Source organism: Bacillus sp. GW823-FHT06A10 (genome assembly GCF_058795375.1).
In genome coordinates, this window is sequence record NZ_JBXAHT010000001.1 from 585,303 (window position 1) to 601,360 (window position 16,058).

The following is a 16,058-nucleotide window of genomic DNA, read 5'->3' on the forward strand; positions in this document are numbered from 1 at the left end:
TCATCACGTTTTTTGTATGAGTGGAAAAGTTAATAAAAAGGTTGTACCGATTCCTTTTTCACTTATAATATCAATTTTTCCATTCATAGCTTGAACAACACTGAATACGACCATCATTCCAAGTCCAGTGCCTTTTTCTTTCGTTGAATAGAAAGGCGAGCCAAGACGTTTTACTTGTTCTGAATCCATACCGACTCCTGTATCTTTTATGTATAACTGAATATGCTTATGATCAGGAACTAATGTGAAATAAAGATCACCGCCTTTTGGCATAGCCTCAATGCAATTTTTTAAAATATTTAATAAACATTGATTTAGTTTTTGCTTTTCTCCAGCGATAAAAAAAGAAGTGCTTTGCTTTATATAATGAGTACGTACATTTGTTAAATTAGCAAGCGGTGTAATTAACGACAATGCATGTAGTAATTCTTCTTCTAACTGTAATGTTTGTTCTTTTTCAATGCTTGGTTTAGCAAAGGTTAAATAATCTGTAAGAACATGATTTGCTTGTTCAATGCCGTTAATGGCAATGTCGATATATAATTTTCGTTCCTGCTCAGTGCATGTATCTGATTGTAACAGTTGTAAAAACCCTTTTGTTGAAGTTAATGGATTGCGAATTTCATGAGAGATAGACGCTGCCATTTCACCAATTAAATGAAATTTTTCAGCATTTATAAGTTCGTTTTGGAGACGAACTTGAGTTTGTAATATGTGTAGTAAATATAAAATTAGAATCGTACCAAGCATTGAACATAACTCATACACAATAATATGCGGTATATAATCAGTCTTATTTGTAACCTTTGAAAGGAAGAAGGGTATCCAACTAAATCCGTATGTGAGACTGTAGATAATAGCAAGTGTTATTTTTATACGATTAGAAGTTCGATTGAAAAATTTATATGTTAATAGTAGAACAATAAATAGAAGAACAGAACCGATAAGAGATGGGAAAACACCGATCCCACCTAATAATAAGCGATATATGTTTAATACAACTAAGATAGAACCACCAGCAATAGGCCCTCCCGTTAATGTACCGACAATTAATACAATATGGCGCATATCAAATTGAAAACCATTATTTGTTTTTGCTGCAAATGTAATACAGAGTACGGTAGCGAGGCAACAGAGTACAATGAATATAGCTGAATTTAATTTAGGAGAGCGTTTCCCTTTTTGATTCCAAAATAAATGATATACGAGCATTGTAATCAGGATGAATAATATATTTAAAAAGAGATAAATAATAAAGGATTTCAGTGGGATGCCTCCTCTCTTCTTATATTAAATTAATCATACTATAAAATGAAAGAAATGAAATGATAAATAGCGGAAAAATCAGAAATTTTTACGCTAGTATACAATATGTTACAATAAGCTGTGTCAATGAAAGAAGAAATTCCGTGCACCGCGCGGGAGAGGTTCGCGAACTCCCTCTATAAAAAACTATGGAAACAACAATATCTTTAGGTATTGTTTTGTTTTTTTATTGTGACAGTTCAAGAACGTTCTTTCTTCTTATTTATAGTAGAGAAGGAGAATGAGTGAAATGAAAAAAGAAAAAGCAGTTGTTGTTTTTAGTGGAGGACAAGATAGTACGACATGTTTATTTTGGGCAATAGAGCAGTTTGCAGAGGTAGAAGCTGTAACATTTAATTACAATCAACGTCATAAGCTAGAAATTGATTGTGCAGCGGAAATTGCAAAAGAGCTAGGAATAAAGCATACGGTACTAGATATGAGTCTATTAAATCAACTTGCTCCAAATGCGTTAACGAGAACGGATATGGAGATTACACATGAAGAAGGTGAATTGCCATCGACATTTGTAGATGGACGAAATTTACTCTTCCTATCATTTGCTGCTGTATTAGCAAAACAAGTTGGAGCACGTCATATTGTAACAGGTGTATGTGAAACTGATTTCAGTGGTTATCCAGACTGCCGTGACGTGTTTGTGAAATCGTTAAACGTTACTTTAAATTTATCTATGGATTACCCGTTTGTCATTCACACGCCACTTATGTGGATTGATAAAGCTGAAACATGGAAATTATCAGATGAACTTGGAGCATTTGAGTTTGTTCGGGAAAAAACATTAACATGTTATAACGGAATCATTGGTGATGGTTGCGGTGAATGTCCAGCATGTCAACTTCGTAAAGCAGGATTAGATACGTACCTACAGGAACGCGAAGGAGCGAACAACTAATGGATAACTTTTTTGGATTTCGCATCGTAGAGAATTTGCAAAAAATGGACCAGGATATTCAGCGTAAACAACTCAAATACCATAATAAAAGAGTAATGGTCAGCAAGGAATTTACATTTGATGCAGCACACCATTTACATTGTTATGAAGGGAAATGTAAAAACTTACATGGTCACACATATAAAGTTGTATTTGGAATTAGTGGATATGTAAATGAAATAGGTCTTGCAATTGACTTTGGAGATATAAAAGAAATTTGGAAGAATGAAATCGAAATTTATTTAGATCATCGTTATTTAAACGAAACGTTACCTGCAATGAATACGACTGCTGAAAATATGGTCGTTTGGATTTATGAAAAGATGGCAGAAGCACTAACAAAAGAGAATCGAGTGAACGAATATAAAGGAGCTCGCGTTGAATTTGTTCGTCTATTTGAGACGCCGACTAGTTATGCGGAAGTAAGACGGGAGTGGATGCTCGATGAGTAAAATCCCTGTCTTAGAAATATTCGGTCCGACTATTCAAGGTGAAGGAATGGTTGTAGGGCAAAAGACAATGTTTATCCGTACAGCTGGTTGTGATTATAGCTGTGCTTGGTGTGATTCTGCTTTTACGTGGGATGGATCAGCTAAAGATCAAATTAGACAGATGACACCAGAAGATATTTGGGATGAGCTTGTTGCAATTGGAGGAGAAAAATTTTCTCATGTTACGATTTCAGGCGGAAATCCGGCATTACTGAAAAATATTGAGTTTCTTCTTTCAATATTAAAAGAAAATGGAATGCGAACGGCAATTGAAACGCAAGGGAGTAAATGGCAAGATTGGTTACTTCAAATTGATGAGGTAACAATTTCTCCAAAACCACCAAGTTCGACGATGAAAACAGATTTTCAGAAGTTAGATGCTATTATTCAGAAACTAGCAGGAAAAGATATTAGTTTAAAAGTAGTAGTATTCGATGATCATGATTTTGAATATGCAGTTAAGATGCACGAACGTTATCCAGGTGTACCATTTTTCCTGCAAGTAGGAAACGATGATACAAAAACAGTGGATGATGCGATGCTTATTAAAAAATTATTAGATAAGTATGAGTGGCTGATTGATAAAGCTGTAAATTGTAAAGAGATGAATGATGCAAAAGTATTGCCTCAGCTTCATGCGTTAGTATGGGGAAATAAACGCGGCGTATAACGAGAAGGGATGTTTAAAATGACTGGAAGATTAGATGAAGATTTAAAAGATGTAACATTATTAGGAAATCAAAATACAAAATATTTATTTGAATATAGCCCAGAAATATTAGAGGTATTTGATAATAATCATCCAAACCGTGATTATTTTGTAAAATTCAATTGTCCTGAATTTACAAGTTTATGTCCGAAAACAGGACAACCAGATTTTGCAACAATTTATATTAGCTATATTCCAGAGCAAAAAATGGTAGAGAGTAAATCTTTAAAGTTGTATTTATTTAGTTTCCGCAATCATGGTGATTTCCACGAAGATTGCATGAACGTTATTATGAACGATTTAATTAAATTAATGGATCCACGTTACATTGAGGTATGGGGGAAATTCACACCACGTGGTGGCATTTCAATTGATCCATACTGCAACTACGGTCGCCCAGGGACGAAGTATGAACAAATGGCTGACTACCGCATGATGAACCACGATCTATATCCGGAAACAATTGATAATCGTTAATAGAAAGAAAGAGCCTGTATAGTATACAGGCTCTTTCTTTCTATTATATTATGCATTTTGATTAATGACAGTATAGTTTTTATGACTTACAACTGTAAGAGGTTCCATATCTAGTTCTCTAAAATTCTTCATAATTGTTATATCAACAATAACAGAGTTTTGATTTACTTTTTGAACACGGCCTTGCATTCCACCTTTAAATTCGATGATATCTCCAGTTTCTGCGATCTGCATAAGCAACTCTCCTTGTTACAGTTTTCCCAAAAAAAGAATAAATTTGGGTTTTTTTATTTCCTCCTATTTTGAACCATATTTCCTACTTTGTAAATGTTTCCAAAGTAAAAATTCGAAAAATATTCACTTTTTGTAAGAAAATATGTAGAAAATCCATGTTATTTGAAAAAAATAGCAAAAATGCGGGAATCTTTATATCGAGGTATAATGAAAAAGTAGAATAACCTGCTGAAGTGGGAGAAATTAGAGGCGGTAAAATGATGTTTGAATTTGTGGGGAGTGTTATAGCTTTAATTTTATTTTTATTTTCTTATATGCATTTAAAAAAGATTCGTCAATATGATACGAGTACATATTTTGATGGGATGGATGGTATCCATGCTTCGATAACGCATGATAGTGGTGGGGAGATGTAAAGGTATATGACTTTCTTTTCTTGCGTGGTATGATGTTTAGAACTAGTGCATAATAGAGTTCGTAAGTGATGAATGGAGAGTGAAAAGAATGAAGATTTCTTTTATTCGTCATGGTTGTTTAGGTCGTATAAGAGAACCGATGACAATTAATTCATTTCACGAATGGATGAAACAGTATGATTCCGAGTCAATGATACAAAAAGCTAAAATGCCGATAGAAACAATAGAGGCAATTGAAGCAGCGAAATTTGTCTTAACAAGTGATCAAAGGCGTGCTGTACAATCAGCAGCTGAATTAACGGATTCTTTATCTTTTATGCAAAACTCTCTTTTTAGAGAAGCTGAAGTTCCTTCATACTTTTTTGCTCCGAAGTGGTTGAAATGCACAATTAAGGTATGGATGTTCATTGGGCGCACATTATGGATACTTGGCTACCATAAAGATGTTGAGTCTTATAAGGAAGTAAGAGAGAGGGCAAGGCAAGCGGCTTACCTGTTACATCGTTATGCTCTCGTACATGGAAGTATTGCTCTTGTAGGTCATAATTATTTTAATTCGATGATTGGAACGGAGCTGAGGGCAATGGGATGGTCTGGTTCTCCTATTTTGCATAGAAAGCCATGGGGATGTACAACATATACGTTTCACGAGGCGATGGATGGAAATATATTAAATACGAATTTAACATAAAAGCACACGATTTATATAAATCGTGTGCTTTCTTTTTAAGATATAGAAATTTTGACGTTTAATGGTTTTACGAGATGAGCATAAGGTTCGCCTACTAGCATAACAATTTCATCTTTTTTATAACCTAACTTTTCGTATAGTGAATAGGCGCGTTTGTTTTCTAAATTAACAAGTAAAGCGATTTTTTCATGCCCTTTTTCAGTTGCATAGATTTCGGCAGCTTCAATTAATTTAGAACCAATACCTTTTCCACCGTGTGCACTTGAAACTGATAATGTATCAATGTAATACTCATCAAGCTCAGCTTCTTTTTCTAACGTAATCGATTCATCTTTATGTAATTCTCTTAAGTGATGTACAATTGGTGCGTCAAGCTGTGTTGCTTCACTACCGTGATAAGCGACAATAATTCCAACTGCACTTTCGTCTTGTTCATAAATAAAACAGTTTTCGTAGCTCAGACGGTTATTTTCTTTTGAGAACCATGTCTCAAGTCCTTGTAATACTTCTGCTTCAACTGTGCTACCTGTGATTTTTTCAGCAATTTCATGCAGAGCATTATACAATAAAGGAGCTATTGCCATTGCATCTGTCTTTTTTGCTTTCCGAATCATAGTATCCCTCCTAGTTCTATTTGTATATTGTAGCATAGTGGTATGGAACTTTGCATAATTGAATGCCGAAATGTTTGATATAGAGAAGTAGCTATGTTAGTATATGATATTTAGTGGACATATAGTAAAACGATATTGTTTGCGAAATAACGAAAATAAAATCATGGCATAACAACAAGATAAAGTGAAATGTTAATCAGTAAGATTTTTTGTTCATTCCACGACTGATTAGTAGTCAACACCAATCGGACTACCCGCAAATAGCGGGATAATTTTACAGTTGTTGACCTATAGAATATACGATAGAATAAAATATTGCAGAGAGGTGAAATACATGGATAAAGAATTAGCAAATACAATTTTAGATCAGCTGAAAAATGGTGAAATAACGGAGTATGTTGTTACGAAAGATGTATTTTATACGTTCAGAGAAGTTGTTGTAAATAGAGAAGACTTTAAGCATTTCATTGGTAACGCACAGCGAGGCGGGCAAGTGATTTATACATATTCAGAAACGCCACGTTCATAAAGGGGAATTTTGATCAGCAGGGCATCCCTCACTGATTAGTAACCTTCACCAACTGGACGTTTAATGCGGAATAAATAAAAGATAAAGGAGAGGGGAATTATGGGCGATTTTAAACAAGGCATTTTACCACATTGGGATTATATGTGGAAAGATAGAGCCGGCAATAGATTTATGGGAATGGTTATGTATCCAGAGAAACGAAAATGTTCAGCAAAAATGCTTCAGAAAATAAAAAGAGCATATGAAGAAGCGATAGAAATTAAAGTAACTGTACAAGTTCAACATACATATCAGTATGTAGAAGGAATGATTGTATACTTTGATGAAGAGGCTCCTGTATGTACAATGCTTGATAAAGATGAAAATCCACATCACATATTTGTAAAAGATATTTTGCGTATTGAGCACTCTGAATAAACTTTTCATAAATAAATTGAAGTTCCATAATAATAATCTTTTTCTATAATAGTTATCTTTTAGTATGTAACGAGAGACGAAAGTATATGTATAATATATTTAATAAGGTAAATTTGATAAATGTAATCGTTTTTTAGAGCAGATTATCGTTTTATATCTGTTCTTTTTTGCGTGATGCTGGAGAAATATATTTCTTCAGCATCTACCGTTTTATGACAAAATATATTGTTAACTTTTTTAAAAATAAGGTTAAATTCGTTGACAACTTTTTTGAAAAGCACTTTATTGACATGAGTTTTAGAATGTTGTTTCATAGTCATTGTATTGAAAAAAAACGGCTATCATGTCGAAAAGTAAAAGTTAAAAAAAGAAAGAATTTATACATATATCTTGTGTCTTATTTTGAAACGTAATACAATATATAGAGAAATCAAGAACAACATATAGAGAATATAGATTTGAGAGGGAGGGTCGGAAATGTTAGTTGCATATGATTCTATGACAGGAAACGTGAAGCGTTTCATTCACAAATTAAATATGCCGGCCGTTCAAATTGATGAAGATCTAGTAATAGATGAAGACTTTATTCTTATTACGTATACAACAGGTTTTGGCAATGTACCAGAACGTGTTTTAGACTTTTTAGAGCGCAATAATGAAAAATTAAAAGGCGTATCTGCAAGCGGCAATCGTAACTGGGGAGACATGTTCGGTGCAAGTGCTGACAAGATTTCTACTAAATATGAAGTGCCTATTGTATCAAAATTTGAGTTATCTGGAACAAATAACGATGTAGAATATTTTAAGGAAAGGGTGCGGGAGATTGCGACACATTGAACTGAATAATGAAATCACGCAAATGCAGGACGGTTTTTATCAGCTTCATAAAGATAAAGAGGCATTAGAAGTCTTTATGGAAGAAGCTAGAGAGAATACCGTTCCTTTTAATAGCGTGGCAGAGCGAATGGAGTATATGAAAGAACATGATTACTATTACAACGTTCTGGACGAGTATAGCTTGGAGGAAGTAGAGGAAGTATATAACATCGCTTATGGTGAAAACTTCGAGTTCCAATCTTATATGGCAGCATCTAAGTTCTACAAAGATTATGCGTTAAAAACGAATGATCAAAAACAATACTTAGAAAGCTATGAAGATCGTGTAGCAATTGTTTCATTATACTTAGGACGCGGTGATGTTTCGAAGGCAAGACAATTCGCAAGCATGATTGTAAAACAAAACTACCAACCAGCGACACCAACCTTTTTAAATGCGGGAAGAAGCAGAAGAGGAGAAATGGTGTCTTGTTTCTTGTTAGAGATGGACGATAGCTTAAATTCGATCGGCTTTAACATTAATACTGCGATGCAATTATCGAAAATCGGCGGGGGAGTAGCTTTAAACTTATCTAAGCTACGCGCACGTGGTGAGCAAATTAAAGGTATCGACAACGCTGCAAGTGGTGTAGTACCTGTTATGAAATTGCTTGAAGATTCGTTTTCATATGCGAATCAACTTGGCCAACGAAAAGGTGCCGGTGCAGTATATTTAAACATTTTCCATTGGGATATTATTGAATTCCTTGATACAAAAAAAATAAATGCCGATGAGAAGAGCCGTATTCAGTCTCTATCAATCGGAATTATCGTTCCAAGTAAGTTCTTTGAGCTTGCTGAGAAAAATGAGCCTTTCCATGTTTTCGCACCTTATACGGTTTATAAAGAATATGGCAAGCATTTAGATGATATTGATATTGATGAAATGTACGATGAATTAATGAGCAATCCGAAAGTGAAGAAGAAGCCACTAGATATTAGTGCACGTGATATGCTTATTAAAATCGCTATGATTCAGCTTGAGTCTGGTTACCCATACTTAATGTTTAAATCAAATGCAAATAATCAACATCCATTGAAGGATATTGGAACTGTGAAGATGTCGAACTTATGTACAGAAATCTTCCAGCTTCAAGAAACTTCAGAAATAAATGATTACGGTACAGATGACATTATCCGTCGTGATATTAACTGTAACTTAGGATCGTTAAATATCGTAAACGTAATGGAAAATAAAGAAATTCGTGAAGCGGTTCATGCAGGAATGGAAGCTTTAACAGCTGTTTCAGATATGACGATCATTCCGAATGCACCAACCGTGAAAAAAGCAAATGACGAGCTTCATTCAGTTGGACTTGGAGCAATGAATTTACACGGGTATTTAGCAAAAAATAAAATCGCTTATGAAAGTGCAGAAGCGAAAGAGTTTGCTCGTACATTCTTTATGATGTTAAATTACTACTCTATTGAGAAAAGTATGGAAATCGCTACAGAAAAAGGCGAGACATTTAAAGACTTCGATAAATCTGATTATGCGAATGGCACATACTTTGAAAAGTATGAAACGACAGATTACAGCCCAGTAACTGAAAAAGTTCAGCAACTATTTGAAGGAATTCATATTCCAACAAAAGAAGATTGGACAAGTTTAAAAGAGCAAGTGCAAAAGAATGGTTTATACAACTCATATCGTCTTGCCATTGCTCCAACACAATCAATCAGTTACGTTCAAAATGCAACTTCAAGCGTAATGCCGATCGTAAGTCAAATCGAATCAAGAACATATGCGAACGCGACAACATATTATCCAATGCCGTATTTATCAAAAGATACGTTCTGGTACTATAAATCTTCTTACGATATGAATCAGTTTAAATTAATTGATTTAATCGCAGAAATTCAAGAACATATTGACCAAGGAATTAGTACAATTCTTTACGTTAATAGTGATATTTCAACACGTGAATTAGCACGTTACTACATCTATGCACATAAAAAAGGCTTAAAGAGTCTGTATTATACGAGAACACGTAAATTAAGTGTGGAAGAGTGTGTGGCTTGTACCGTTTAATATAAAAAGTGAGACATGATGAGCAGGGTTTTCTGAACCCTGCTCATGCTTAGTTATCATATTTAGAGAAGGGGCGATTTAATGCGTGCGGTAAACTGGAACAAAAAAGAAGATGATTTTAGTTTAATGTTTTGGAAGCAAAACATCGCTCAGTTTTGGACAGAAGAAGAAATTGCGGTTTCGTCTGACAAAAATACTTGGGTGCAATTATCGAAAGAAGAGCAAATTGCTTATAAGCGTGTATTAGGTGGTTTAACACTTTTAGATACGAAACAAGGTGGCGAAGGAATGCCACTTGTACTTGTTCATCTTGAAAATTTACAAGCGAAAAGTGTATTAGCTTTCATGGGAGCTATGGAAGAAGTACATGCGAAGAGTTACAGTCATATCTTTACAACGTTAGCTACTGAAGAAGAAATTGATGATATTTTTGACTGGGTAGACAATCATCCATTACTTGAGAAAAAGGCCGGTATTATTACTGGTTACTATCGTCGTTTGTTAAAGCCTGAAGTAACGAAAAAAGAGCTATATATGGCAATGGTAGCAAGTGTGTTCTTAGAAAGTTATTTATTCTATAGTGGATTCTTCTATCCGCTTTACTTAGCTGGTCAAGGAAAACTAACAGCAAGTGGTGAGATTATTAACTTGATAATTCGTGATGAGTCAATTCACGGCGTATTCGTCGGTATTTTAGCACAACAAATCTTCGCAGAACTTTCTGCAGAAGAGCAACAAGAAGTGCAAAAAGAAACACAAGAGTTATTAATGGAACTATATGAAATTGAAATGGCCTATACAGAAGAAATTTACACTTCTATCGGTCTTGTAGAAGATGTAAATCGTTTCGTTCGTTACAATGCGAATAAAGGGCTTATGAACTTAGGACTTGAGCCGAATTTTGAAGAAGAAGAAATTAACCCAATCGTTTTAAATGGTTTACGTACAGATACGAAAAACCATGATTTCTTCTCTGTAAAAGGAAATGGTTACGTAAAAGCAACGAACGTTGAAAAGTTAGCTGACGATGACTTCGTGTTTAACTTTTGATATAGGATTATAAAGAAAAGCTGTCTTATTCATTGATAAGACAGCTTTTCTTTATAATTTTGTTTACATAACACTATTATTTCTGTATAGCGATTTATGTTTGGGAAGTTCTATTCGGTTAACGGATAGAACTTTTTGTAATTAAATGGGTATTTACAAACTTTTTGTATCAGTGTATTATTTAACTAGTACACCGATACGAAAGGAGGGAAGAAATGAAAATAGAGTTTTCTCCAAATATACCAATTTACATTCAGGTAATGGAATACATAAAAAAAGAGATCGTAACAGGACATTTATTGCCTGGTGATAAAATTCCCTCTGTCCGTGAATTAGCGAGTGAATTACAAGTGAATCCAAATACGATTCAGCGTACATTTCAAGAGCTAGAACGGGATGGAGTTGTTGTAACACGTAGAGGAATGGGACGGTATGTAACGAATGAAGGGGAGAAAATTATGGAGCTGCGAAAAGAGATGGCGAAAGAATTACTTCATTCTTTTATAGATGGAATGGACAATTTAGGTTTTTCAGAAGAAGAAATTCTTACAATTCTTCGTTCTTCATTACATGATAAGAGGGAGGAGAGCCAATGACAGAGCTATTAAAAATAGAAAACTTATGGAAGAGATACGGATTAAAAGCAGTGATCCGTGAATTAAACATAGAGATTACGGAAGGGAAAATCGTTGGGCTTGTTGGAGATAACGGGAGCGGGAAAACGACGTTATTGAAAATGATTGCAGGCTTGCAACACCCTTCTGAAGGCAGTATCACAATAGACGGTAAAAAGGTAGGATTACAGACGAAAGAAATCGTTTCATTCATGTCCGATAAGCCAGTCTTTGATGATTGGATGACTGTAAAAGACGCTTTATTTTTCTACCGGGATTTTTATAAAGACTTCGATATTCAAAAAGCGGTAGATACGATTGCAGAATTTAAAATACCGTTAGAAGAAAAAATTACAGCATTGTCAAAAGGTATGGTTGAGAAGCTTCAAATTATATTAACGTTTTCGAGGAAAGCGAAGTTATACGTATTAGATGAACCGCTTGGCGGAATTGATCTTGTTTCTAGAGAGCACATATTGAATCTCATTCTACAATTTTATAGAGAAGATTGTACGATACTAATCTCGACGCACTTAATAAATGAAGTTGAAAATATTTTTGATGAAGTGATCTTTTTAAAAGATGGGGAAATTGTATTGTATGAAAATGTAGAAGAGTTACGTTTTCAGAGAGGAAAAGCTGTTACAGAGGTGTTTAAGGAGGTGTTTAGTAGATGAAGCCGAGCTTAATATATATGTACAATATAAATAAAAAGCAAATAATTATTTCTTTGTTAACATTTATATTCGTTGTCGCTGTAGCTTTCGTAAGTTTGGGGAATTATATTAAGCAAGAATCAGGAGAAGTAAGACAAACAATTATAGTTAGTTTCGTTATTCTAGTATATATAACTTTTTTAGCAATGATAGTTATTCAGGCGGTGTCTGCATTTGGAAAAATGACTGAAAGCACATTATTTCGGTTAACATCGATATCCGGTAAAAAGATTGTTTTAGCAATATTGTTATACGCTGTAATTTATTTACTTATTTTTGAATTAATAGGATCTATTTTTTTATATGGTATTTCTATGAAAATAATAAAAGGTACAGAGCTCTATGAGGTATTATTTACTCAAAGTGTATTCAATCCACTAAAGCACCTCTTTAGTACTATGTTATATGTATTTCATTTATCAAGCATATTGCTAGTATTACTTTTTTCAGTAGCAAGCGTTAAAGTGTTTTCTTTGAAAAAGAAGAAGTTAAAATATCCACTGGTATTTTTCTTATTTTTACTAGTAACAAAATTATTAGGTACTATATATGGAATGTTGGGTGGTCTTGCACCTACTACGCCTTTAATAGCAAAGTTAGTATATATAGATAAATCATCAGAAGTGAATGTGTTTCTCTATCCAGAAAAACTTATGAATTTATATAGTATTGCTTTTTCAATCGGTATATTTGTTCTACTTATTTATATAACAGGTCGCATTATCGATAAAAAACTAGAAGTCTAAAGGAGGAATCAGCATTGGGAAACGTAGTAGTAAAGTTAGAGAATGTTCGAAAAAAGATTGGTGGAACGGAAATTATTCGTGGTTTATCATTTGAGGTTCGTGAAGGAGAAGTATACGGATTCCTTGGGCCGAACGGTAGCGGTAAGACGACGACGATCCGTATGATGACAGGTCTTATTTCAATGACAGAGGGCGATATTACAATTTGTGGACATAGTATTCGCTCGGAGCGTGAAAAGGCACTAGAGCAAATTGGAGCGATTGTAGAAAATCCTGAACTATATGATTATATGACAGGAATGCAAAACTTAAAGCATTTTGCGAATATGGCCATTACACCAATTAGTAAAGAGCGCATTGCTGAGATTGTAAAGCTTGTTGAATTAGAGCATGCGATTCATAAAAAGGTGAAAACATATTCACTTGGTATGAAACAACGTTTAGGAATTGCACAGGCATTACTTCATCAGCCGAAAATCTTAATTTTAGATGAGCCGACAAATGGATTAGATCCAGCTGGTATTCGCCAAATTCGTGATTATTTACAACGTTTAGCGAAAGAAGAGAATATTGCTGTAATCGTATCAAGTCACTTATTGAGTGAAATTGAATTAATGTGTGATCGCGTTGTTATTATTAAACAAGGTGAGTTTGTACAAGAGTACAACTTACATGAAAAAGTGAAACATGATGAGGCAGTCGTTGTAGCGTTTGAAGTAGATGAAGTTCAGAAAGCAAATGAAATCATTAAAGGCAAAGCAAAAGGGAATGTAATTGTAGCATCTGTAACAAAAGACAACATTCCGCAACTTGTAAAAAAACTTGTTCATGCTGATGTGCTTGTATATGGCGTTACTGTTCAAAATAAAACGTTAGAGGATGAGTTCTTAGCGATTACTGGGGGAGTGAAAGCGTAATGTTTAAATTAATTCAAAATGAATTTTTAAAGTTGCATGCGAAAAAAGGTATGTATATTTTAATTGGTGTCATTGCTTTATTGGAGATTTTAGGAACAGTAGTATTGGCGAAATGGGGCGACGCTGGTAGCTTAAGTGGATCTTACTTAGATTTTGCAAGTTCAAATATCGGCTTAATTATGATATTCACAACGATCTTTGGAATTACAATAGCTTCTCGTACAATTACAGATGAATTCCAAAAAGGAACGATTAAGCAATTATTAATTCGTCCAAGAAAACGAATGATAATTTTATTTTCTAAATATATTACAGTATTATTAACGATGTTATTTATCGTATTTGCTAGTACGTTAATTGCTATGATTATTGGTGTAATTGTAATGGACGGTAGTAAAACTGAATTAACGTTAGGAATTGTTTTAAAAACAATTGTATATCAGCTGTTATCACCATTTTTCTTTGCAACACTTGCATTTTTCTTAGCAAACGTATTTAGAAAGTCTGTATTACCAATAATTATTACGATGTTTCTATTATTCTTACAAGGTACAATTAACATGGTATTAATGATGTTTGCAAAAGGTGTAGCGAAGTTTGTAGTATTCAGCCATTTGGATTTAAGAGCTTACGATAGTAATAAATTAATCAATGGTGGAATGGAACCAACATTTACAGAATTTACGTTTACAACTTCATTATTACTTGTAGCTGCATACTTTGTTGTGTTACTTGTAGCATCAAGTGCATTATTCCAAAAACGTGACGTATTATAATAAAAGAAATCCCCGCTTGTAAAAACGGGGATTTTTATTACATAAATTTCACTTGGATTGCAACTTGAAGAACAGCGATATGGTATTTTAAGAGCTATGCTGTTTGAAATGATTTGAGAAAAATAGGAAGGATTTCAACTATATTCATATTATAATTTAGTTATCCTGCTATTTATAGGGAAAGGATTGCCTATAAAGTACTGATTAAAGTTTTATTTTATTTTTACTATCTTTGGGGGTGTTCTATATGCACTATGCATTTTCACGTATAAGGCTACGTAGCTTTTTTGGATGGATGATTATAGGGGTGTTCCTTATAATGATACCATTAGGTCTAGCAAATGTTTCTGAGAATACGATGGAGGTTATTTCACAAATAACTGTATTTTTTGTATTTCCGTTACTTTGGCTATACGTAAAAACAAATAAAAATAATGTTGTATTTAACAGTTTTTTTGATAAGCCAGGACGTTTATCTTGGGGATTAATTGTATTAGCAACGATAATGGGGATGATTTTTTCAGTTGGCATATCTCAGATTCAATTTTACATATTAGCACATACGTTACCGAATTTCTTAGTTACTATGCTAGAAGACGGAAATGTTATTAATACGAGTAACGTATATATGACGATATTTACTTTCATTTCAGCATGTGTGTTAGCACCTATTATGGAAGAGGTTATTTTTAGGGGATTTTTCTTACAGCGAATGGCTCATAAATGGGGAATTAAAAAAGCTGTAATTATATCTTCAATTATTTTTGGCCTAGGACATTTTGATGTTATTGGTGCGTTCATGTTTGGTGTCGTTATGTGTCTTTTATACATAAAGACAAAAAATATATGGACGAATATAGCTGTGCACGCTCTAAATAATTTGATTGCAACAAGTATGCAATTTTTCGGTGGAGAAGAAAGTGGTACAATCTCAATTACTGAATTACAAGCGCAAAGTAATTTATGGATTGGTATCGGTCTTACAGTTGTTGGATTACTATGGTTAATTCCGTATGTTTGGAAACAATGGCGTACAGTAAAAGAAGTTGGCGTGCCACCAGTACGTTTTATAAATGAGCAAAAAGTAGTGAATTCATCACAAGAAAATGAAGTGTATAGTCAAGTGATCGTAACCGATAGATTGATGGCCATAGAGTTACCAGATGAGGCTGTAAATAAGCTTCGGTTAGAAGAAAATGATTATGTAACAGTAGCTGTAGAAGAAGATAAAATCGTTATAAAGAAAGCACATAATAGATAATTAAAAAGTAGCTCTTAGGAGCTACTTTTTAATTTGTAATAATTTCTACACGAAAATTATTACCGTTCTTTACATATTTAATATCTGTAACAGTGCGGACTGTCTTTAAAATCTCCACTTTTTCACCAATTCGCGGGATGGTCGGAACATTGTCCCAAATACCAAGCAAGTCATCTAATTGTGCCGTTTTTTCATAAAACCAGATTTTCAATGTAAAGCCCCTTTCTCAAATATT

General features: G+C 33.9%; 21 protein-coding genes and 1 riboswitch. Of the genes, 17 read left to right on the forward strand and 4 right to left on the reverse strand.

Features of this window, described 5'->3' with window-relative positions:
• Nucleotides 1-3: 3 nt before the first annotated feature.
• Nucleotides 4-1,212, reverse strand: a complete 1,209-nt coding sequence (kinB, locus tag AC1Q8M_RS03025; RefSeq protein ID WP_000964151.1) for a sporulation sensor histidine kinase KinB — start codon at nt 1,210-1,212, stop codon at nt 4-6.
• Nucleotides 1,213-1,418: 206 nt separating this feature from the next.
• A riboswitch (PreQ1 riboswitch) is annotated at nt 1,419-1,462 on the forward strand.
• Nucleotides 1,463-1,555: 93 nt separating this feature from the next.
• Here kinB and queC point away from each other — a divergent pair.
• From queC to queF, 4 genes are read left to right on the forward strand one after another with little or no spacing between them, the layout of a single operon-like run.
• Nucleotides 1,556-2,218 carry a 7-cyano-7-deazaguanine synthase QueC gene (gene queC / locus AC1Q8M_RS03030; RefSeq protein WP_000711595.1) on the forward strand — a complete coding sequence of 221 codons (663 nt, stop codon included), beginning with the start codon at nt 1,556-1,558 and terminating at the stop codon, nt 2,216-2,218.
• Nucleotides 2,218-2,709 (forward strand): 6-carboxytetrahydropterin synthase QueD, encoded by a 492-nt coding sequence (queD, locus tag AC1Q8M_RS03035; protein ID WP_098400451.1) that lies wholly within the window; start codon nt 2,218-2,220, stop codon nt 2,707-2,709. Before queC ends, queD begins: the two co-directional genes overlap by 1 nt.
• Nucleotides 2,702-3,418: a 7-carboxy-7-deazaguanine synthase QueE gene (queE, locus tag AC1Q8M_RS03040; RefSeq protein WP_000036292.1), complete on the forward strand. Its 717-nt coding sequence runs from the start codon at nt 2,702-2,704 to the stop codon at nt 3,416-3,418. The genes queD and queE overlap by 8 nt, the downstream gene beginning before the upstream one ends.
• Nucleotides 3,419-3,436: 18 nt before the next feature.
• Nucleotides 3,437-3,934, forward strand: coding sequence for a preQ(1) synthase (gene queF, locus AC1Q8M_RS03045; RefSeq protein WP_001986050.1), 498 nt, complete (start codon nt 3,437-3,439; stop codon nt 3,932-3,934).
• Nucleotides 3,935-3,982: 48 nt separating this feature from the next.
• Here the strand turns inward: queF and AC1Q8M_RS03050 are convergent, their stop codons facing one another.
• Nucleotides 3,983-4,168, reverse strand: a complete 186-nt coding sequence (locus AC1Q8M_RS03050; RefSeq protein ID WP_001165082.1) for a YkvS family protein — start codon at nt 4,166-4,168, stop codon at nt 3,983-3,985.
• Between the two features lie 260 nt (nt 4,169-4,428).
• Here AC1Q8M_RS03050 and AC1Q8M_RS03055 point away from each other — a divergent pair, with 260 nt between their 5' ends.
• Nucleotides 4,429-4,584, forward strand: coding sequence for a hypothetical protein (locus AC1Q8M_RS03055; RefSeq protein WP_000461432.1), 156 nt, complete (start codon nt 4,429-4,431; stop codon nt 4,582-4,584).
• An 88-nt stretch (nt 4,585-4,672) separates the two neighbouring features.
• A complete protein-coding gene (locus AC1Q8M_RS03060; RefSeq protein ID WP_000703093.1) occupies nt 4,673-5,275 on the forward strand; it encodes a hypothetical protein in 603 nt (200 codons plus the stop codon).
• Nucleotides 5,276-5,310: 35 nt separating this feature from the next.
• On the opposite strand, the gene AC1Q8M_RS03065 is transcribed toward AC1Q8M_RS03060, so the two are convergent.
• Nucleotides 5,311-5,889 carry a GNAT family N-acetyltransferase gene (locus AC1Q8M_RS03065; RefSeq protein ID WP_098361247.1) on the reverse strand — a complete coding sequence of 193 codons (579 nt, stop codon included), beginning with the start codon at nt 5,887-5,889 and terminating at the stop codon, nt 5,311-5,313.
• Between the two features lie 334 nt (nt 5,890-6,223).
• Here AC1Q8M_RS03065 and ykzS point away from each other — a divergent pair, with 334 nt between their 5' ends.
• From ykzS to AC1Q8M_RS03120, 11 genes are all read left to right on the forward strand, one after another.
• Nucleotides 6,224-6,418: a protein YkzS gene (ykzS, locus tag AC1Q8M_RS03070; RefSeq protein ID WP_000356686.1), complete on the forward strand. Its 195-nt coding sequence runs from the start codon at nt 6,224-6,226 to the stop codon at nt 6,416-6,418.
• 99 nt (nt 6,419-6,517) lie between these two features.
• The gene (locus AC1Q8M_RS03075) at nt 6,518-6,835 is read left to right on the forward strand and encodes a hypothetical protein (protein ID WP_000502199.1); all 318 of its coding nucleotides are present in this window, start codon (nt 6,518-6,520) and stop codon (nt 6,833-6,835) included.
• Nucleotides 6,836-7,312: 477 nt separating this feature from the next.
• Nucleotides 7,313-7,672 (forward strand): class Ib ribonucleoside-diphosphate reductase assembly flavoprotein NrdI, encoded by a 360-nt coding sequence (nrdI, locus tag AC1Q8M_RS03080; RefSeq protein WP_000959447.1) that lies wholly within the window; start codon nt 7,313-7,315, stop codon nt 7,670-7,672.
• Entirely contained in the window at nt 7,659-9,743 is a 2,085-nt protein-coding gene (gene nrdE, locus AC1Q8M_RS03085) for a class 1b ribonucleoside-diphosphate reductase subunit alpha (protein WP_001215839.1), read from the forward strand. Before nrdI ends, nrdE begins: the two co-directional genes overlap by 14 nt.
• Nucleotides 9,744-9,824: 81 nt before the next feature.
• Complete coding sequence (gene nrdF / locus AC1Q8M_RS03090; protein ID WP_098361249.1) at nt 9,825-10,793, forward strand: class 1b ribonucleoside-diphosphate reductase subunit beta; 969 nt, start codon at nt 9,825-9,827, stop codon at nt 10,791-10,793.
• 215 nt (nt 10,794-11,008) lie between these two features.
• Nucleotides 11,009-11,389 carry a GntR family transcriptional regulator gene (locus AC1Q8M_RS03095; RefSeq protein WP_000687503.1) on the forward strand — a complete coding sequence of 127 codons (381 nt, stop codon included), beginning with the start codon at nt 11,009-11,011 and terminating at the stop codon, nt 11,387-11,389.
• A complete protein-coding gene (locus tag AC1Q8M_RS03100; protein ID WP_071714548.1) occupies nt 11,386-12,084 on the forward strand; it encodes an ABC transporter ATP-binding protein in 699 nt (232 codons plus the stop codon). Before AC1Q8M_RS03095 ends, AC1Q8M_RS03100 begins: the two co-directional genes overlap by 4 nt.
• Nucleotides 12,081-12,869 (forward strand): ABC transporter permease, encoded by a 789-nt coding sequence (locus AC1Q8M_RS03105; protein WP_071714549.1) that lies wholly within the window; start codon nt 12,081-12,083, stop codon nt 12,867-12,869. The genes AC1Q8M_RS03100 and AC1Q8M_RS03105 overlap by 4 nt, the downstream gene beginning before the upstream one ends.
• 14 nt (nt 12,870-12,883) lie before the next feature.
• Nucleotides 12,884-13,786 carry an ABC transporter ATP-binding protein gene (locus AC1Q8M_RS03110; protein WP_000528788.1) on the forward strand — a complete coding sequence of 301 codons (903 nt, stop codon included), beginning with the start codon at nt 12,884-12,886 and terminating at the stop codon, nt 13,784-13,786.
• On the forward strand, nt 13,786-14,562 hold the full coding sequence (locus AC1Q8M_RS03115) for an ABC transporter permease (RefSeq protein ID WP_071714550.1): 777 nt from the start codon (nt 13,786-13,788) through the stop codon (nt 14,560-14,562). The genes AC1Q8M_RS03110 and AC1Q8M_RS03115 overlap by 1 nt, the downstream gene beginning before the upstream one ends.
• Before the next feature lie 247 nt (nt 14,563-14,809).
• Entirely contained in the window at nt 14,810-15,823 is a 1,014-nt protein-coding gene (locus tag AC1Q8M_RS03120) for a CPBP family intramembrane glutamic endopeptidase (RefSeq protein ID WP_000558812.1), read from the forward strand.
• A 28-nt stretch (nt 15,824-15,851) separates the two neighbouring features.
• Here the strand turns inward: AC1Q8M_RS03120 and AC1Q8M_RS03125 are convergent, their stop codons facing one another.
• Nucleotides 15,852-16,034, reverse strand: a complete 183-nt coding sequence (locus tag AC1Q8M_RS03125) for a DUF3913 family protein (protein ID WP_000707107.1) — start codon at nt 16,032-16,034, stop codon at nt 15,852-15,854.
• Nucleotides 16,035-16,058 lie beyond the last annotated feature (24 nt).

Bases quoted from the DNA above. Each gene is read 5' to 3' on its own strand.
- AC1Q8M_RS03065 (WP_098361247.1), bottom strand. From the start codon at position 5,889: ATGATTCGGAAAGCAAAAAAGACAGATGCAATGGCAATAGCTCCTTTA.
- queF (WP_001986050.1), top strand. From the start codon at position 3,437: ATGACTGGAAGATTAGATGAAGATTTAAAAGATGTAACATTATTAGGA.
- kinB (WP_000964151.1), bottom strand. From the start codon at position 1,212: ATGCTCGTATATCATTTATTTTGGAATCAAAAAGGGAAACGCTCTCCT.
- AC1Q8M_RS03055 (WP_000461432.1), top strand. From the start codon at position 4,429: ATGTTTGAATTTGTGGGGAGTGTTATAGCTTTAATTTTATTTTTATTT.
- queE (WP_000036292.1), top strand. From the start codon at position 2,702: ATGAGTAAAATCCCTGTCTTAGAAATATTCGGTCCGACTATTCAAGGT.
- ykzS (WP_000356686.1), top strand. From the start codon at position 6,224: ATGGATAAAGAATTAGCAAATACAATTTTAGATCAGCTGAAAAATGGT.
- nrdI (WP_000959447.1), top strand. From the start codon at position 7,313: ATGTTAGTTGCATATGATTCTATGACAGGAAACGTGAAGCGTTTCATT.
- AC1Q8M_RS03100 (WP_071714548.1), top strand. From the start codon at position 11,386: ATGACAGAGCTATTAAAAATAGAAAACTTATGGAAGAGATACGGATTA.
- queD (WP_098400451.1), top strand. From the start codon at position 2,218: ATGGATAACTTTTTTGGATTTCGCATCGTAGAGAATTTGCAAAAAATG.
- AC1Q8M_RS03105 (WP_071714549.1), top strand. From the start codon at position 12,081: ATGAAGCCGAGCTTAATATATATGTACAATATAAATAAAAAGCAAATA.
- AC1Q8M_RS03050 (WP_001165082.1), bottom strand. From the start codon at position 4,168: ATGCAGATCGCAGAAACTGGAGATATCATCGAATTTAAAGGTGGAATG.
- AC1Q8M_RS03095 (WP_000687503.1), top strand. From the start codon at position 11,009: ATGAAAATAGAGTTTTCTCCAAATATACCAATTTACATTCAGGTAATG.
- nrdF (WP_098361249.1), top strand. From the start codon at position 9,825: ATGCGTGCGGTAAACTGGAACAAAAAAGAAGATGATTTTAGTTTAATG.
- queC (WP_000711595.1), top strand. From the start codon at position 1,556: ATGAAAAAAGAAAAAGCAGTTGTTGTTTTTAGTGGAGGACAAGATAGT.
- AC1Q8M_RS03115 (WP_071714550.1), top strand. From the start codon at position 13,786: ATGTTTAAATTAATTCAAAATGAATTTTTAAAGTTGCATGCGAAAAAA.
- AC1Q8M_RS03120 (WP_000558812.1), top strand. From the start codon at position 14,810: ATGCACTATGCATTTTCACGTATAAGGCTACGTAGCTTTTTTGGATGG.
- AC1Q8M_RS03060 (WP_000703093.1), top strand. From the start codon at position 4,673: ATGAAGATTTCTTTTATTCGTCATGGTTGTTTAGGTCGTATAAGAGAA.
- AC1Q8M_RS03075 (WP_000502199.1), top strand. From the start codon at position 6,518: ATGGGCGATTTTAAACAAGGCATTTTACCACATTGGGATTATATGTGG.